Source organism: Streptomyces sp. NBC_01465 (assembly GCF_036227325.1).
Lineage (GTDB): Bacteria > Actinomycetota > Actinomycetes > Streptomycetales > Streptomycetaceae > Streptomyces.
The window spans coordinates 5,588,332-5,604,361 of sequence record NZ_CP109467.1 but is presented as its reverse complement, the minus strand read 5'-3'; the positions used below and the strand labels follow the sequence as shown (position 1 = coordinate 5,604,361).

12 protein-coding genes are annotated in these 16,030 nt (G+C 71.8%); 6 read left to right on the top strand and 6 right to left on the bottom strand.

All coding sequences use genetic code 11. The features are described from left to right. Positions 1–16: 16 nt before the first annotated feature. The 3 genes from OG707_RS26445 to OG707_RS26435 all read right to left on the bottom strand — a co-directional run bounded on the left by OG707_RS26445 (position 17) and on the right by OG707_RS26435 (position 4,679). Positions 17–823: a hypothetical protein gene (locus OG707_RS26445; RefSeq protein ID WP_329122498.1), complete on the bottom strand. Its 807-nt coding sequence runs from the start codon at positions 821–823 to the stop codon at positions 17–19. A gap of 95 nt (positions 824–918) precedes the next feature. Continuing rightward, positions 919–4,161, bottom strand: coding sequence for an ATP-dependent helicase (locus OG707_RS26440; protein WP_329122496.1), 3,243 nt, complete (start codon positions 4,159–4,161; stop codon positions 919–921). A 158-nt stretch (positions 4,162–4,319) separates the two neighbouring features. After that, entirely contained in the window at positions 4,320–4,679 is a 360-nt protein-coding gene (locus OG707_RS26435) for an MGMT family protein (RefSeq protein WP_329122494.1), read from the bottom strand. A gap of 164 nt (positions 4,680–4,843) precedes the next feature. Between OG707_RS26435 and OG707_RS26430 the strand changes: the two genes are divergently transcribed. The 4 genes from OG707_RS26430 (at position 4,844) to OG707_RS26415 (ending at position 11,318) form a co-directional block, all read left to right on the top strand. After that, positions 4,844–7,561: a lysylphosphatidylglycerol synthase transmembrane domain-containing protein gene (locus OG707_RS26430; RefSeq protein WP_443071501.1), complete on the top strand. Its 2,718-nt coding sequence runs from the start codon at positions 4,844–4,846 to the stop codon at positions 7,559–7,561. Positions 7,562–7,641: 80 nt separating this feature from the next. Next, positions 7,642–8,649 carry a hypothetical protein gene (locus OG707_RS26425; protein WP_329122489.1) on the top strand — a complete coding sequence of 336 codons (1,008 nt, stop codon included), beginning with the start codon at positions 7,642–7,644 and terminating at the stop codon, positions 8,647–8,649. Next, positions 8,646–9,725 (top strand): hypothetical protein, encoded by a 1,080-nt coding sequence (locus OG707_RS26420; protein ID WP_329122487.1) that lies wholly within the window; start codon positions 8,646–8,648, stop codon positions 9,723–9,725. The genes OG707_RS26425 and OG707_RS26420 overlap by 4 nt, the downstream gene beginning before the upstream one ends. A gap of 45 nt (positions 9,726–9,770) precedes the next feature. Continuing rightward, on the top strand, positions 9,771–11,318 hold the full coding sequence (locus tag OG707_RS26415; RefSeq protein WP_329122485.1) for an alpha/beta hydrolase: 1,548 nt from the start codon (positions 9,771–9,773) through the stop codon (positions 11,316–11,318). Here OG707_RS26415 and OG707_RS26410 read toward each other — a convergent pair. Next, positions 11,315–11,905, bottom strand: coding sequence for a hypothetical protein (locus OG707_RS26410; protein WP_329122483.1), 591 nt, complete (start codon positions 11,903–11,905; stop codon positions 11,315–11,317). The genes OG707_RS26415 and OG707_RS26410 overlap by 4 nt on opposite strands. An 83-nt stretch (positions 11,906–11,988) precedes the next feature. Beyond that, positions 11,989–13,110, bottom strand: a complete 1,122-nt coding sequence (locus OG707_RS26405) for a PP2C family protein-serine/threonine phosphatase (RefSeq protein WP_329122480.1) — start codon at positions 13,108–13,110, stop codon at positions 11,989–11,991. 103 nt (positions 13,111–13,213) lie between these two features. Here OG707_RS26405 and OG707_RS26400 point away from each other — a divergent pair, with 103 nt between their 5' ends. Both OG707_RS26400 and OG707_RS26395 read left to right on the top strand, forming a co-directional pair. Next, entirely contained in the window at positions 13,214–13,975 is a 762-nt protein-coding gene (locus tag OG707_RS26400) for a ParA family protein (protein ID WP_329122478.1), read from the top strand. After that, a complete protein-coding gene (locus OG707_RS26395) occupies positions 13,975–14,766 on the top strand; it encodes a ParB/RepB/Spo0J family partition protein (RefSeq protein ID WP_329122476.1) in 792 nt (263 codons plus the stop codon). The genes OG707_RS26400 and OG707_RS26395 overlap by 1 nt, the downstream gene beginning before the upstream one ends. A gap of 61 nt (positions 14,767–14,827) precedes the next feature. Here OG707_RS26395 and moeZ read toward each other — a convergent pair whose 3' ends face one another. Beyond that, positions 14,828–16,006, bottom strand: a complete 1,179-nt coding sequence (gene moeZ, locus OG707_RS26390) for an adenylyltransferase/sulfurtransferase MoeZ (RefSeq protein WP_329122474.1) — start codon at positions 16,004–16,006, stop codon at positions 14,828–14,830. Positions 16,007–16,030 lie beyond the last annotated feature (24 nt).

Below are 16,030 nucleotides of genomic sequence, written 5' to 3'. Positions count from 1 at the left end.
CCGCCCCTCAGGGGGGTCAGCCGGCCAGCTTGTCCAGGTCGACGACCTGGCTCGCCGGCGGCAGCGTGGCCGTCACCGGCTTCCCGAAGTCGGTCAGCGTGTAGGAGTTCGGCTCCTTGCCGCCCTTGGTCTCGACCTTGAGGAAGTACGGCTGGCCCTCGGCGGCGACGTAGTAGGTGCGCGTCTCGGCGCCCGACTTCTTGACGAGGGTGACGGCCTTCTTGCCGTCGACCTCGGCGTCGGCACCCTTGGTCACGCCGGCGGTCTCGTTCACCTTCAGGTGGCTGAGCAGCGAGGCCAGCGAGCAGAAGTCGTCCTCGTCGCCGCTGCTGTCGGCGCCCGTCTTCATCCACTTGCCCTTGAGCATCTTGAGCATGGCGCCGCCGTCCTCGCCGCCGCCCATCTCCGTCCAGAACGCGTCGCTGCCCTTCATGTACGTCGCCTTGCCAATGCCGACGATCTCCGCGGGCGCGCCCTTGGGCGAGTACATCGTGCCCGTGCACTGCCCGCCGCCACCGTTGGTGACGGAGATCGCCATCTTCGTCGTGTCGCCGTCCGTGACTTCGGTGCCGTTGGCGAGCGCCGTTCCCGCGCCCTTCGTCGCCGAGTACGCCTTCTTCGCGATCTCCTCGGCGCTCAGTCCGGCCAGGGCGTCCGCCGCCTTGTCCGGAGTGGAGGCCGCCGTGCGCTTCGAGGAAGAGGAGCCCTTGCCGTCCGAGCTCTTCGCCTTGCCGCCGTCGTCACTGCCTCCGCAGCCCGCGAGAGCGACGGTCGCCGCTACGCACGCCACCGCTGTGATCAGGAATTTCCGCTGGGCTGCCATGAGTTGCTCTCCTCGTAAAGAAACGCTTTACCGAGTCTTTACGACCAACGAACCCTCACAGGGGATGCACAGCGTCCGGAGTGATACGGAACACATCACTCCACGATCTGGCGCCCCTCGGGCTGCGCACTGCACGCCCCCTTGAAGGTGCAGTGCCCGCAGTGCGTCCCCGTCGTCGGCGTGAACCGCTCGTCGAGCACCTTCCCGGCCGCCGTCGCGAGCAGGTCCCCGACCCACTCCCCCACCAGCGGCTCCTGTCCCTGCACCTTCGGCAGCTCGTCGCCGCCGTCCTTCTTGGCCGCCGCCTGCCGCAGCTGTACGAGCTCGGCCCCGCCCGCGGCGGGACGCTGTCCGCCGAAGATCTCGTCGACGGCTCCTTCCCGTACCGCCAGCTGGTAGACCGCGAGCTGCGGATGGTGCGCGACCTCGTCCCGCGTCACCGTGCCCTTGCCGGTCTTGAAGTCGACGACGTACGCACGCCCCTCCGCGTCCGTCTCCACGCGGTCCATGGAGCCGCGGATACGGACCTCGTACGCGCCCGCCTCCAGCGTCACGTCGAAGCCGTGCTCGGTGGCCACGGGGCTGCGGGCCGCCCGGTCCATCACGTGCCAGCGCAGGAACCGCTCCAGGGCGATGCGCGCGTTCTCCTTCTCCTGCACGGACTTCCAGGGCGCGTCGAAGGCGAGCCCGTCCCACACCGAGTCGAGGCGCTCCATCAGTACGGCGAGGTCGGCCGGGGTCTGCCCCGAGGCCACCTCGTCGGCCAGCACGTGCACCACGTTCCCGAACCCCTGGGCGGCCGTCGCCGGTTCGTCCGCCTTGACCTCGCGGCCCAGGAACCACTGCAGGGAACAGGTGTTGGCGAGCTGGTCGAGCGCGCTGCCGGACAGCGCGACAGGCGCGTCGCGGTCGCGCAGCGGGACGGCGGAGCGCGTCGGGTCGTACAGGCCCCACCAGCGGTAGGGGTGCGCGGAGGGGACCATCGGCTGGCCCTCCTCGTCGGCGAGCGCGGCCAGGCGCGCCAGCCGGTGGGCGGCGGCCTCGCGCAGCGCGGGGGACGCGTGCGGGTCCACCGTCGTGGCGCGCAGTTCGGCGACGAGCGCGGGAACGGCGAGCGGGCGGCGCGGGCGGCCGGTCACGTCCTTCGGCTCCACCCCCAACTCGGCCAGGAACCGGGAGGGTTGATCACCGTCGTCGGCCGGTGCCTTGACCGCGGTGACGACGAGGCGCTCGCGGGCGCGGGTGGCGGCGACGTAGAAGAGGCGCCGCTCCTCGGCGAGCAGCGCGCCCGGGGTGAGCGGCTCAGCGAGGCCGTCGCGCCCGATCCGGTCGGCCTCCAGGAGCGAGCCGCGCCGCCGCAGGTCGGGCCAGAGCCCCTCCTGCACGCCCGCGACGACGACCAGGCTCCACTCCAGGCCCTTGGAGCGGTGCGCGGTCATCAGCCGTACGGCATCGGGTCGAAGCGCCCGCCGGGTGAGGGTGTCGGCGGCGATGTCCTGGGCGTCCAGCTCCTCCAGGAAGTTGAGCGCGCCGCGCCCGCCGGTGCGCTCCTCGGCGCGTGCGGCGGTGTCGAACAGCGCGCACACCGCGTCGAGGTCGCGGTCCGCGTTCCGTCCGCCCGCCCCGCCGCGCAGCGCGGAGCGCTCCAGGCGCTGCGGCCAGGACGTGCCGTTCCACAGTTCCCACAGCGCCTGTTCGGCGGTCCCGCCGTCGGCCAGGACCTGCCGGGCGGAGGCGAGCAGCTTCCCCAGGCGCTGGGCGCCGCGTGCGTACGACGGCTCGTGCACGACGAGTCGCTCGGGCTCGGCGATCGCGCGCGCGAGCAGCTCGTCGGAGGGCGGCGGTACGCGATTGCCGCCGGCCCGCTCCTCGTCCCGCAGCGCCCTCCCGAGCTTGCGCAGATCGGCCGCGTCCATCCCGCCCAGCGGCGAGGACAGCAGCTCTATGGCCGTCTCGGTCGCGAGCCCGCAGTCAGGGTCCTGCACGGCCTCGGCCACCGCCCGCAGCGCAAGCAACAGGGGCGCGACCGCCGGTTCGTGGCGCAGCGCCACGTCGTCGCCGTCGATGTCCAGAGGTACGCCAGCCGAGGTCAGCGCCCTGCGCACGGCCGGAATGGAGCGCCCGCCCGCCCTCACCAGGACCGCCATCTCGCCCCACGGAACGCCCTCTTCCAGGTGGGCCCGGCGCAGGATGTCCGCGATGTTGTCGAGCTCGGTGCCCGCCGTCGGGTAGGTGTACGCCTCCACGCGGCCCCCCGCCCGTACGGCACCCAGATCGCGGTGGGCCCGTACCTTCTCGGCCGGCAGCCGGGTCAGGGGCATCCGCTGGGTCAGCAGCCGGGTCGCCGCGAGCAGCAGCCCGCCCGAGCGCCGCGAGGTCCGCAGGACGGCGACCGGGGCGGGGGCCCCGTCGGCGCGGTGGAACTCGTCCGGGAACTGAAGGATGCCGCCGACGTCCGCGCCCCGGAAGGCGTAGATCGACTGGTCGGGGTCGCCGAAGGCGATCAGCGTCCGGCCGCCGCCGGCCAGCGCCTGAACGAGCCGGACCTGGGCCGGGTCGGTGTCCTGGTACTCGTCGACGAAGACCGTGTCGTACGCCCGCCCGAGGTCCGCGTCCTCGACGAGCGGGATCGCCCGGTGCACCAGCTCCGCGTAGTCGAGGACGCCCTGCATCTCCAGGACGTCCAGATACTCGGCCAGGAACGCGGCGGCCGCACCCCAGTCGGGCCGGCCGATGCGCTGCGCGAAGTCGGAGAGGGTCTCGGGGCGCAGCCCCAGCTCGCGGCTGCGGGCGAGCACGGCCCGCACCTCGTCGGCGAAACCGCGCGTCGTCAGACAGGCCCTGAGCTCGTCGGGCCAGCGGATGTGGCCGAACTCCAGCTGCCCGGCGAGCAGTTCGCGCACGGCGACGTCCTGCTCGGGTCCGGAGAGGAGCCGCAGCGGCTCGGCGTACAGGTCGGCGTCCTGGTGCGCCCGTACGACGGCGTAGCAGTACGAGTGGAAGGTCGTGGCCTGCGGACCGCGCGCGCCGCCGAGCCGGACCGCCATCCGGTCGCGCAGTTCGGCGGCGGCCTTGCGGCTGAAGGTGAGAACGAGGATCCGCTCGGGATCGCCCCCTTCGGCGACCCGGCGTGCCACGGCCTCCACCAGAGTGGTGGTTTTCCCGGTGCCGGGACCGGCCAGAACCAGCAGGGGCCCCGCACCCCGTCCGGCATGGTCAACCACGGCACGCTGCTCTGCGTCCAGAAGAGGAGGATCCACCGGGCCCGGCGGGGTACGCACCAGTCGGTACGCGCCCTGGGTCCGTTGCCGTACCCGGTGGGTGGAGGAGGAGCTCAAGTGGATCGCCGGTCCTGGGGAGTGTGCTGGTGGTGACGGGGCTGCGCGTGGTGTTTGCGGTCGACGCTACGCCAGGTGGCATCGGGGGCGCAGAGGTTCGGTCCCGTACTCCGTACGGTCCTCAGAGCGCCCGCCGCGGGCGCCCATGGCGGAAGCTGTCAGACATGAGCCCCGTCGCCGCCGTCCCAGCGCGCCCGCCGCATGTCGAGGCGCGGGAGATGGCCTTCGGCGGAGCGGGAGGCCTCCTTGAGCGGGGTGGACTCGTCCCGGTAGTGGCCGAGGGCGCGGAGCTCGTGGCCGGGCAGCAGACAGCCGTCGGCGCGCACCACGCGCCACCACGGGGCGCCGCCGCCGTAGAGCGCCATGACCCGGCCGACCTGGCGCGGGCCGCCCTCGCCCAGCCATTCGGCGATGTCTCCGTACGTCATGACGCGCCCGGACGGAATCATGTCCGCCACTTCGAGCACCTTCTCGGCGTACTCGGGCAACTCGTCCAGCTCGTCGCTCATCCGTCCCATCCTGCACCACCCCACCGACAACGTCCGGAACACCCGTCCGGTCCGAACACGGAGCGTGATTCCTCCCGCAAAGGGGCCCTGATGCCCCCTTGTGACGGTCCGCCGTGCCACCATCTTCCCGGCAGTGACCGAGGTGGAGAGCGTTGATCCGGGACCAGAAGGACATGGCGGAGGAGCAGGGCGTGCAGCCAACGAACGCGGCGGCGAGCACTCCCGATGCCGAAGCGCGCCCGGAAACACCGGAGCCCCCGGAGAACACGGAGCCCCCGGAGAACGCAGACTGCGGTGACGACGCGCCCGGCCACATCGACCGCGTCTCCGGCGACGAGCCGCTGCTCGCCGCCCGCGTGCACCGCCCCTCCGACCTCCTGCGCCTGCTCACCGGTGTCCTGGCCATCGCGGTGCTCCTCGCGATCGCCGCGTTCGCCCACGGCACCACCTCGGGCCTGGAATCGGACATCAGCAAGGGCACCGGCGGCACCCCCGACCTGCTCATCAAGCTCGCGGGCCTGACGTCCTCCATCGCGATACTGATCCTCCCGGTCGCCTTCGCGATCGAGCGCCTGGTCAAACGCGACGGGCTGCGCATCGCGGACGGTGTCCTCGCCGCCGTCCTCGCGCACGGTGTCTCGCTCGCCACCGACCTCTGGGTCTCGCGCGCCGCCCCCCAGTCGATCACCGACGCGCTCACGCAGCCGGTCACCGGCGGGGGCCTCACCGATCCCGTGCACGGCTATCTCGCCCCGGTCATCGCCTATATGACGGCCGTCGGCATGGCGAGACGCCCGCGCTGGCGGGTCGCGCTCTGGGTGGTCCTCCTCGCGAACTCCCTGGCCGTGCTGCTCGGCGGCCAGACCACCCCCTTCTCGATCGCCCTCACGATCCTGATCGGCTGGACCGTCGCGTACGGCACCCTGTACGCCGTCGGCTCCCCCAACGTCCGCCCCACCGGCCGCCAGCTCCTGGCCGGTCTGCGCCACGTCGGCTTCAAGCCGGTCACCGCGATGCGCGCCGAGGACGTCCCCGACTCCTCCGAGCAGGGTGACCGCGGCCGCCGCTATCTCGTCACGCTGGAGGACGGCCCGCCCCTCGACGTCACCGTCGTCGACCGCGAGCAGCAGGCCCAGGGCTTCTTCTACCGGGTCTGGCGCCGACTCACCCTGCGCTCCATCTCCACGGGCCGCTCGATCCAGTCGCTGCGGCAGGCCCTGGAGCAGGAGGCGCTCCTCGCGTACGCGGCCATCGCGGCCGGTGCCAACGCCCCCAAGCTGATCGCGACCTCCGAGCTCGGCCCGGACGCCGTGATGCTCGTCTACGAGCACGTGGGCGGGCGCTCCCTGGACTCCCTCGCCGACGACGAGATCACCGACGAGCTGCTGCGCAGCGCCTGGCACCAGGCGAAATCGCTCCAGTCGCGGCGGATCGCCCACCGCCGGCTGGTCGGCGACGCGATCTTGGTGGATCGTTCCGGCGCAGTGATCATCACCGATCTGCGGGGCGGCGAGATCGCCGCCGGTGACGTCGTCCTCCGTATGGACATCGCCCAGTTGCTCACCACGCTCGGCCTGCGCGCCGGCGCCGAACGCGCGGTCGCCGCGGCCCTGGCGGTGCTCGGCCCCGACGCGGTCGCCGACAGCCTCCCGCTGCTGCAGCCCATCGCGCTGAGCCGCTCCACCCGCGCGACCCTGCGCCAGCTCGCCCGCGAACGCTCCCAGCGCGAGCGCGAGGCAGTGATAGAGGCCTCGGACGCGGCCCGCCAGGCGAAGGCGCGCAGCAACACCAACGAGGTGGCTCCGGCCGACTCGCGCAAGGACGTACGCGCGGAGAAGAAGGCCGAGAAGTCGGCCATCGACGACGCGCTGGAGAACGCCCGCGAGGAGGACCTGCTCACCCAGATCCGCCACCAGGTGCTGCTGATCCGCCCGCAGGCCCCGGTCGAGCCGGTCCGTCTGGAGCGCATCAAACCGCGCACCCTGGTCAGCCTGATCGCGGGCTCGATCGCCGCGTACTTCCTCTTCACGCAGATGGCGAACATCCCCTTCGCCGATCTGCTGCACCAGACGCAGTGGGGCTGGGTCATCGCCGCGGTCTTCTTCTCCGCGTTCAGCTATGTCGCGGCGGCGATGAGCCTGCTCGGCTTCGTCCCCGAGAACGTGTCGTTCCTCCGTACGGTCCTGGCGCAGATCGCCGGCTCCTTCGTGAAGCTCGTCGCCCCGGCGGCGGTCGGCGGCGTCGCGCTCAACACCCGCTTCCTGCAGCGCTCGGGCATCCGCCCCGGCCTGGCGGTGGCGAGCGTCGGCGCGTCCCAGCTCTTCGGTCTGGCCAGCCACATCACGCTGCTGATGGTCTTCGGCTACATCACCGGCACGGAGTCCACGGCGGACCTCTCGCCGTCCCGCACGGTGATCGCCGGACTGCTGACGGCGGCGGTCCTCGCGCTGGTAGTGACGGCGGTCCCGTTCCTGCGCAAGTTCGTCGTCACCCGGGTCCGTTCGCTGTTCGCGGGCGTCATCCCGCGCATGCTGGACGTACTGCAGCGGCCGCGGAAGCTGCTCACCGGCATCGGCGGGATGCTGCTGCTGACCGCGACCTTCGTGATGTGCCTGGACTCCTCGATCCGTGCGTTCGGCGAGGGCAACACCCTGAGCTACGCATCGATCGCGGTGGTCTTCCTGACGGCCAACGCCGTCGGTTCGGCCATCCCGACGCCGGGCGGGGTCGGCGCGGTGGAGACCGCGCTGACGACGGCACTGGTGATCGCGGGGCTGCCGGCCGGGGTGGCGGGCGCTGCGGTGCTGCTCTACCGGCTGCTGACGTTCTGGCTGCCGGTGCTGCCGGGGTGGCTGTGCTTCAACTACCTCACGCGACGGGGCGAGTTGTAGGGGACGTACGCCCCACCCGTATCCCCGCACACGCCACCCAGTAGGCTCTCCCGGCCGAACGATCAGGGGGAGATCACCGGGTGATACCGAAAACAAGGCGTACCAAGCTGCTCGCAGGCGCCGTCGCCGTGCTCGTCGCGGCCACCGCGACCATCTGGGCCACGGGCACAGGTCCGTTCGACACCGCCGAGCCCAGCCACTGCTGGGGCACCTGGCACGAGGACGAGGACGGCGACGTACTCCGCTTCGGGGAAGGCCAGGAAGGGACCCCGTCCGCCGGCCGCCCGCAGGGCAGTTGTACGGCCATCGTCGACACCAGCGGCGGCCCGGTCACCGTCACGGTCGCCTACGGACCCGCCCCCGAGGCCCCGCCCGCGCGCGCCGCCTGGCTCTTCGACCACCTGGGACCCGGCACGGTTCCGCTCCCCGACGGGCTGACCGGCGCCGCGGGCGCCGACAGCGGTCTGCTCGTACTCCCCGAGAAGTGCGACACCTCCGACGGCCGTGCGACCGCCGTCACCCTCAGGACCGATAGCACCTCCACCGTCGATCTCGGCGGCATCCGCCAGGTCGCGCAGATCCTCGCCGTCGCCGCCAACCACGGCATGGAGAAGGCCGGTTGCGCTCCGGCGAAGCCCCTGCGCACGACCTCGCCCGTGCTCTTCCTGCCCGAGGACATCGAGGACTACGCCGCGAAGAGCGTGTGCCGCATCCCCGGCCTCGACTTCCCCGACTCCAGGGCCACCGACCTCGAGTACCAGGTGGGGCCGGTCACCCGCGATCTCCAGTCCTGCGCGGTACGGGACTCCGAGTCCCGCAGCGAGACGCTCGACCTCCTCATGGTGGCCCAGCCCCGTCTGGCCGCCCTCGCCGGTGACGTGGCGGGCACCACGAAGCGTCCGGGCTGGCGCGGCTCCGGCACCTACACCGACGAGTACGCGGCGGTACGCGCCGACTGCGCCGGACGCCCCACCACGTTCCTCACCCTGAACCCGGACGCCACGCTCGACAGGTTCGCCGCCTTCGCCAACGCCGCTGCCCGGCGCCTGGGTTGTGCCGCCGTCGCCCCGGCAGGAGACACCGCATGAATTCCCTCCGCCAACGCCTCGACCACCTCCTGCGCGGCCGCCTCCGTACCGCCGTCGCCGCGGCCCTCGCAGGCCTGCTGATCGGCGCCACCGTCACCGCCTGGCAGACCGACGCCTTCGCCTCCGACGACTCCTTCTGCTGGGGCGCCCTCGACCAGAGCGACGTCACCGCCCTCTTCCATACGCCCAAGAACGTGAAGTCCGCCGAACTGCCCGTCGTGAACAGCGACTTGTCGACCGGCAACCTCAACGGATCCTGCCGCCTCTCCCGGCGCACCTGGCAGGTGACCGCCACCGCCCACCAGCTCTCCAGCCAGTACGGCGGCGCGAGCGGCCTGTGGGCGGACGAATTCCTGAGCGCCCGCCTCACCCCGCTCGGCGGCGGCCTCAGCGGCATGGCCTCCGACACCCGCGCCTGGCTGGCCCTCCCGGAGGACTGCACCGGCGACATCGACGCGTACGAGGGGCCCGACGTCGTCGACCTCGCGATGGGTTCGGCGAATCCGGGCCACAAGGTCGACCCCGAGGACCGGGCCGCCATGGCCCGCGCCGTGGTCAAACTCGTCAACCGCGTGATCGCGGACCAGGGTTGCCGCGGCACCGTCGCCGACCCGTCCGGCCACCTCCCCGCCGTGCCCGCGTACCTGGACGAAAAGCCCGGCGACCTCTGCGGCATCAAGGGCCTTGCCCTCACCTCGAACCAGCGCAAGGACACCGACCTGGGCCGCGCCCTGGTCGCCGGCGGCACGGGCCCGGTCCGCACCTGCGAGTTCACTTCGCCCTCCGGCCGCCCCCGTCTGCGCCTGATGACGGTCACCGACCCCCACCTCGCCGGCATCTACTACAACACCCTCCTGTACGGCGGCACCCGCATCGAAAACACCATGGGCTCCGGCATCGTCCGCCCCGACCTCGCCGCCTTCCGCGCCGACTGCCAGACCGGCCGCACCCTCTTTCTCGTCCAGACCGAGGACTCCCGCCAGGCCGCCACCGTCAAGGCACTGCTCCCCCGCTACGCAGCCGCCGAGGCCACCCGCATCGGCTGCGGCCCCCCGCGGATCACCGTCCCCCGCTGAACCACCTGTCCTACGATGACCGCACATCACGAGGGGGACCACCGCATGCCCAAGCTCATACGCGCCACCGCACTCTCCGTCACCGCAGCCCTTGCCCTGCTCACCGGCTGCGACAGCGGCGGTACGGACTCCCCGGCGCCCGAGGCGAAGACCTCCACCACCCCTGCGGCCCCGGCACCGGCGCCCAAGAACGGCGACTCCGTCCTCCCCGCCTCCCTGACCTCCCAGACGCTCAACTGGGGCTCCTGCAAGGACAGTCCGAGCGGCTGGAGGTGCGCCACCGTCAAGGTCCCCCTCGACTACGCGCACCCCACCGGCGACACCATCTCCCTCGCCCTCGTACGCAAGAAGGCGAAGGACAGCTCCCACCGCCTGGGCTCGCTCCTCTTCAACTTCGGCGGCCCCGGCGGCTCGGGCGTCGACATCCTGCCCCAGGCCGCCTCCGAGTACGGAAGCCTCAACGACCGCTACGACCTGGTCAGTTGGGACCCCCGCGGCGTCTCCCGCAGCGCCGGTGTCGTCTGCCGCACCGACGCCCAGCAGGCCACCGCCGAGCGCTCCGTCGACCTGACCCCCGACACCCCGGCCGAGGCGTCCGCGTACTTCGGCGACGCCGCCGCCTTCGGCCAGGGCTGCAAGGCGCGCTCCGCCAAGGTCCTCCCGTACGTCACCACCAGCAACACCGCCCGCGACATGGACCTGATGCGCGCGGTCCTCGGCGACGCGAAACTCAACTACTTCGGCATCTCCTACGGCACCGAACTGGGCGGCACCTACGCCCACTTGTTCCCCTCCCACGTGGGCCGCACCGTCCTGGACGCCGTCGTCGACCCCACCGCCGACGCGGTCGGCCACGCCCGCAACCAGACCCTCGGCTTCCAGCGCGCCCTCGACGACTACCTCAAGTCGACCGGCCAGGACCCCAAGGCGGGCACCGCGAAGATCGCCGCGCTGCTCGACCGCCTCGACAAGAACCCGCTGCCGACCTCCGACGGCCGCAAGCTCAACCAGTCCCTCGCCCTCACCGGCATCGTGATGCCGCTGTACTCCAAGTCCAGCTGGACCTACCTCACGCAGGGCCTCAAGGAGGCCGAGGAGCTGGGCACCGGCAACCTCCTCCTCGCCATGGCCGACTCGTACAACGACCGTGACGAGAAGGGCCGTTACTCCACCCAGTCCAGCTCCCAGCGGGCCATCGACTGCGCCGACACCAAGTCGCATCCGACCGAGGCACAGGCGAAGGCCCTGCTCCCGTCGTTCCGCAAACTCTCCCCGGTCTTCGGGGAGTTCCTCGCCTGGGACACCGCCGGCTGGTGCTACAAGTGGCCCGTGACCGGCGAGCGCGACCACCCGGTGGCCGATGCTCAGGGCGCGGGCCCGATCCTGGTCGTCGGCACGACGGGCGACCCGGCGACTCCGTACGAGGGCGCGCGGAAGATGGCCGACGCGCTGGGCGCGGGGGTCGGCGTCCTGCTCACCAACAAGGGCGAGGGCCACGGCGCGTACCACGGCGGCAGCGGCTGCGTGGCGAAGAAGGTCGACGGCTATCTGCTCGACGGCAAGGTCCCGGCCAACGGCTCGACCTGTTCCTAGTCCACCTCGGCGACCGGCAGCCGGCGTCGTACGAACACGACGACGCCGGCCAGCGCCCCCGTCCCCAGCACCACCCACAGCAGCGCGAGGAGTCCGCTCCCCCGCTGCGGCGCCGCCGTCAGCGTGTCGGTGTCGCCCGCGCAGCCCAGCGCGGGCCCGGAATGCCGGCCCCTGACGCAGACGGTGGTCGCGGTCTGCTGCCGGGCCCCCGGTTTCGCGTCGTCGCCCGTGCGCCGGTCCGCGCCGGGCCTGCCGGGTGTCACCACGGACTCGATCTCGCGCGTACTGCCCGCGGGAATCGCCATGGTCCAGGTGACCGCGGCGTCCGTGGCGGTGCCGCGCGGCGAGGACGAGACGTGCTGGGCGCCCCCGGCCAGCGACTGGGTGACGACGGCGGCCCTGAGGTCCTTGCCGCCCTCGTTGCGGACCGTGATCCGGTAGTGCGTGAGCCGGCCCTCGGTGGTCGTGTCGGCGGAGTCCGTGACGGTGACCTCCACCTTCTTCCCGTCGGCCTGCGCCACCTCCGTCGCGGCACCGCCGAGCAGCAGGATTCCGGCCGCGAGAGCGGCTGTGGTCGTACGCGGCATGTTCCGTACCTCCGTGGAGCGGTCCAGTCTGTCTCCCTCCTGTTATGGAGCGAGCGGCCGTCACCGCGGGGTATTGGGGGCCGCTAGCGGGCCGCGACCACCAGGATGGCCGCATCGTCCTGGAGGCGGCCGCCGACGTACGCGCCGAGGTCCCGCTCGATCTCCTTGGCGAGCGCGCGCGGCTCCAGATCGGTCCAGCCCTCCAGCCGCTGGGCGAGGGGATAGAACTCGCCGCGCGCGTCGCGGGCCTCCGTCACCCCGTCCGTGAACATCAGCATCCATACGTCGTACGGGAGTTGGAGCTCCACGACCGGGCGCTCCGGGTCCTCGACGAGCGAGCCGAAGCCGAGCGGGAGGCCCGCCTCGCCCAGGCCGACCTCCAGGGCGCCTGCCGGGCCGACGACGAACGGCTCCAGGTGGCCGCAGTTCACCAGACGCATCAGCCGCTCGGAGGGGTCGAACTCGACGAGCAGCGCGGTGACGTGGCGCTCCTCCTGACCGGTGTCCTCCGCGTACTCGTTGTAGCGGTCGAGGGTGTTCTCCATGCGCCGGGTGAGCTGCGCGAGATCGGGTTCCTCGTAGCCCGCGACCCGGAAGGCGCTGAGGACGGTCGCGCCCGCGTTGATGGCGTCGAGCCCTTTGCCGCGTACGTCGGCCACCAGGACGCGGGTCCCGAAGGGCGATTCGATGACTTCGTAGAGGTCTCCGCCGACGCGGGCGTACTCCTCGGCGGCGAGATAGACGCCGTACACCTCGAAGTCCTTGGTGCGGAGCGGGAGTTTGCGCAGGAGGGCCAGCTGGACCGCCTCCGCCGTGGAGCGGGCCTGCTGGAGCAGCTGATGGCGCTGCTCGCCCAGCCGGGCGATGAGGAGGGCGAGCAGGCCCAGCGCGCAGGTGGAGATGAGGGCGACGGCCTCCTCGCTGACGTTGTTCCCGTCGGGCACCACCACCGCGTACGCGACGGCGACCGACGCGCTCGCGATGACCGCCAGGACGGCGGTGCGGGCGACGCCGAGGACGAGGGAGCCGAGGAGCGGGACGAGGAAGACGACCAGGACGATGCGCAGGGGCTTGGGGGTCGCGTACTCGGCGATGTTGCACACCGCGAGAATCAGGATCAGCGCGGCGAAGTACCAGCGCTGCTGCTTGCGCGACATGTCCCGCTCGACGAGGAAGCGGGGGAGGCGGCGGCCCGGCGTCGGCATGGTCGAGTCCCTTTTCGGCGCGTACGTGACCCTTTGGTGGGCCCCGCTGCCACAGTAGCCGTACACCCTGAATGCCCGATAAGAACCGCCCAAGGGAGTGGCCATGGCGCATGTGCACGTGATCCTCAACCAGAAGGGCGGGGTCGGTAAATCCACGCTCGCCGTCAATCTCGCGGCGGTCACGGCCGATGTGCTGGGGGCGGGCGAGAAGGGCGGGCAGCCGCCGGTGGTCGCCGTCTCGATCGACCCGCAGGGGTCGGCGGTGTGGTGGTCGGAGCGGGTGGGCGAGGGGCTGCCGTTCGACTTCGTACAGGCCCACGACGATCTGGCCGGTCTGGCCGCGCTGGCGCGGATCCCGTCCGTGCAGCACGTCTTCGTGGACACCCCGGGCTGGCTCGACCTGGCGGACGGGCCCGGCGACGACCCCCTCGGCAAGGGACCCGCCGCCGACGCGCTGCGGGCCGTGCTGGACTCCGCGCACGACGTCATCGTCCCCATCGAGCCGGAGCCGCTGGGCTTCCAGCCGACCCAGCGGACGATCGAGCGGGTCGTGAAGCCGCGCGGGCTGCCGTTCCGCGTCGTCATCAACAACTGGGACCCGCGCGACGGGAAGGCCGACCTGGAGCAGACCCGGGCCTTCGTCGAGGCGCAGGGGTGGCCGCTCGCACGGGCCGTCGTACGCCACTACAAGCTGCACACCCGGGCCTCCGCGGACGGCCTCGTCGTCACGCAGTACGGAGCGAACCGCGTCGCCCTGCAGGCGCGCGAGGACTTCTTCCGGCTCGCGCTGGAGGTGGGCCTCGCGGTCATCCCGGCCCCGGCGAAGGCCCGGCGCTCGCGCGCGAAGAAGCCGGTGAGCGCCTGATGGGGCGGCGCATCGACCTGTCGTCGCTGCTCGGGGCCGCCGAGACGGCGGACGCGGGGAAACCTCCCGTCGCCCGGGACACGTACCAGCTGACCGTCCCGCTCACCGACCTCACCGAGAACCCCGACAACCCGCGCCACGAACTGCGCGACCTGGACGGGCTCGCGGAGACGCTGCGCGAGCGCGGTGTGCTGCAGGCGCTGGGCGTCGTCTCGCGCGGGACGTTTCTCGCCGCCCATCCGCAGCACGCCGAGGCGGTCGGGGACGCGCCGTACGTCGTGCTGCACGGCCACCGGCGGCTGGCCGCGGCACGGATCGCGGGGCTGCGGGAGGTGCCCGTTCTCGTACGGGAGGACGCGTCGCGCAGCGGCGAGGACGCGCTGATCGAGAACGTGCAGCGCGACGACCTGACCGAACTGGAGCAGGCCCAGGCGATCCAGGGGCTGATCGGGACGTACGGCTACTCGCAGCGGGACGTCGCCGGGCGCATCGGGAAGTCGCAGGGGTTCGTCTCGCAGCGGTTGTCGCTGATGCGGCTGCGCCCCGAGCTCCAGGAGGCGCTCGCCGAGGGCCTGTTGTCGGTGGAGGACGCCCGGCGGATCGCGCGGCTGCCGGTGGAGGAGCAGGCGCTGCCGGAGACGGCGGCCGCTTCCGTACCGAAAGCGCGGCGTGATTACGGCGTAATCAAGCTGAGCGCGCGGTCGACTCCGGAGGAGGTCGTGGACGGGCTGCGGCGGCATCTGTCGCCGGCGGCGCTGGAGCGGCTGGTGGAGCTGCTCGGCAAGCGCTAGGTACGACGGAGGGGCCGGTCCGCACATCGTGTGCGGGCCGGCCCCTCTGACGTGACGAGGTCTAGTAGATCGGCTTCTCGGGCTCGATCTGGTTGACCCAGCCGATCACGCCGCCGCCCACGTGCACCGCGTCCGAGAAGCCCGCGGACTTCAGGACCGCGAGGACCTCCGCGCTGCGGACGCCCGTCTTGCAGTGCAGGACGATGCGCTTGTCCTGCGGGAGCGACTCGAGCGCCGTGCCCATCAGGAACTCGTTCTTCGGGATCAGCTTCGCGCCGGGGATCGAGACGATCTCGTACTCGTTCTGCTCACGGACGTCGATGATCTCGATCTTCTCGTCCGCGTCGATCCACTCCTTGAGCTGCTTGGGAGTGATCGTGGAGCCGAGCGCCGCCTCCTGGGCCTCCTCGGACACGACGCCGCAGAAGGCCTCGTAGTCGATGAGCTCGGTGACGGTCGGGTTCTCGCCGCAGACCGCGCAGTCGGGGTCCTTGCGGACCTTGACCTGGCGGTACTGCATCTCCAGGGCGTCGTAGATCATCAGGCGGCCGACGAGCGGGTCGCCGATGCCGGTGAGGACCTTGATCGCCTCGGTGACCTGGATGGAGCCGATCGACGCGCAGAGCACGCCGAGGACGCCGCCCTCGGCGCAGGAGGGGACCATGCCGGGGGGCGGGGGCTCCGGGTAGAGGCAGCGGTAGCAGGGGCCGTGCTCGGACCAGAAGACGGACGCCTGGCCGTCGAAGCGGTAGATCGAGCCCCAGACGTACGGCTTGTTGAGCAGCACGCACGCGTCGTTGACCAGGTAGCGCGTGGCGAAGTTGTCCGTGCCGTCCACGATCAGGTCGTACTGGGAGAAGATCTCCATGACGTTCTCTGCTTCGAGGCGCTCCTCGTGCAGGACGACATTGACGTACGGGTTGATGCCGAGGACCGAGTCCTTCGCGGACTGGGCCTTCGAGCGGCCGATGTCGGCCTGGCTGTGGATGATCTGGCGCTGCAGGTTCGACTCGTCGACCTCGTCGAACTCCACGATGCCGAGCGTGCCCACGCCGGCGGCGGCCAGATACATGAGGGCGGGCGAACCGAGGCCGCCCGCACCGACGGCGAGGACCTTGGCGTTCTTCAGCCGCTTCTGCCCGTCCATCCCGACATCCGGGATGATCAGGTGGCGGGAGTACCTGCGGACCTCGTCGACGGTGAGCTCTGCAGCAGGCTCAACCAGGGGTGGCAGCGACACGGGGACTCCGTTGGTCGATATGTA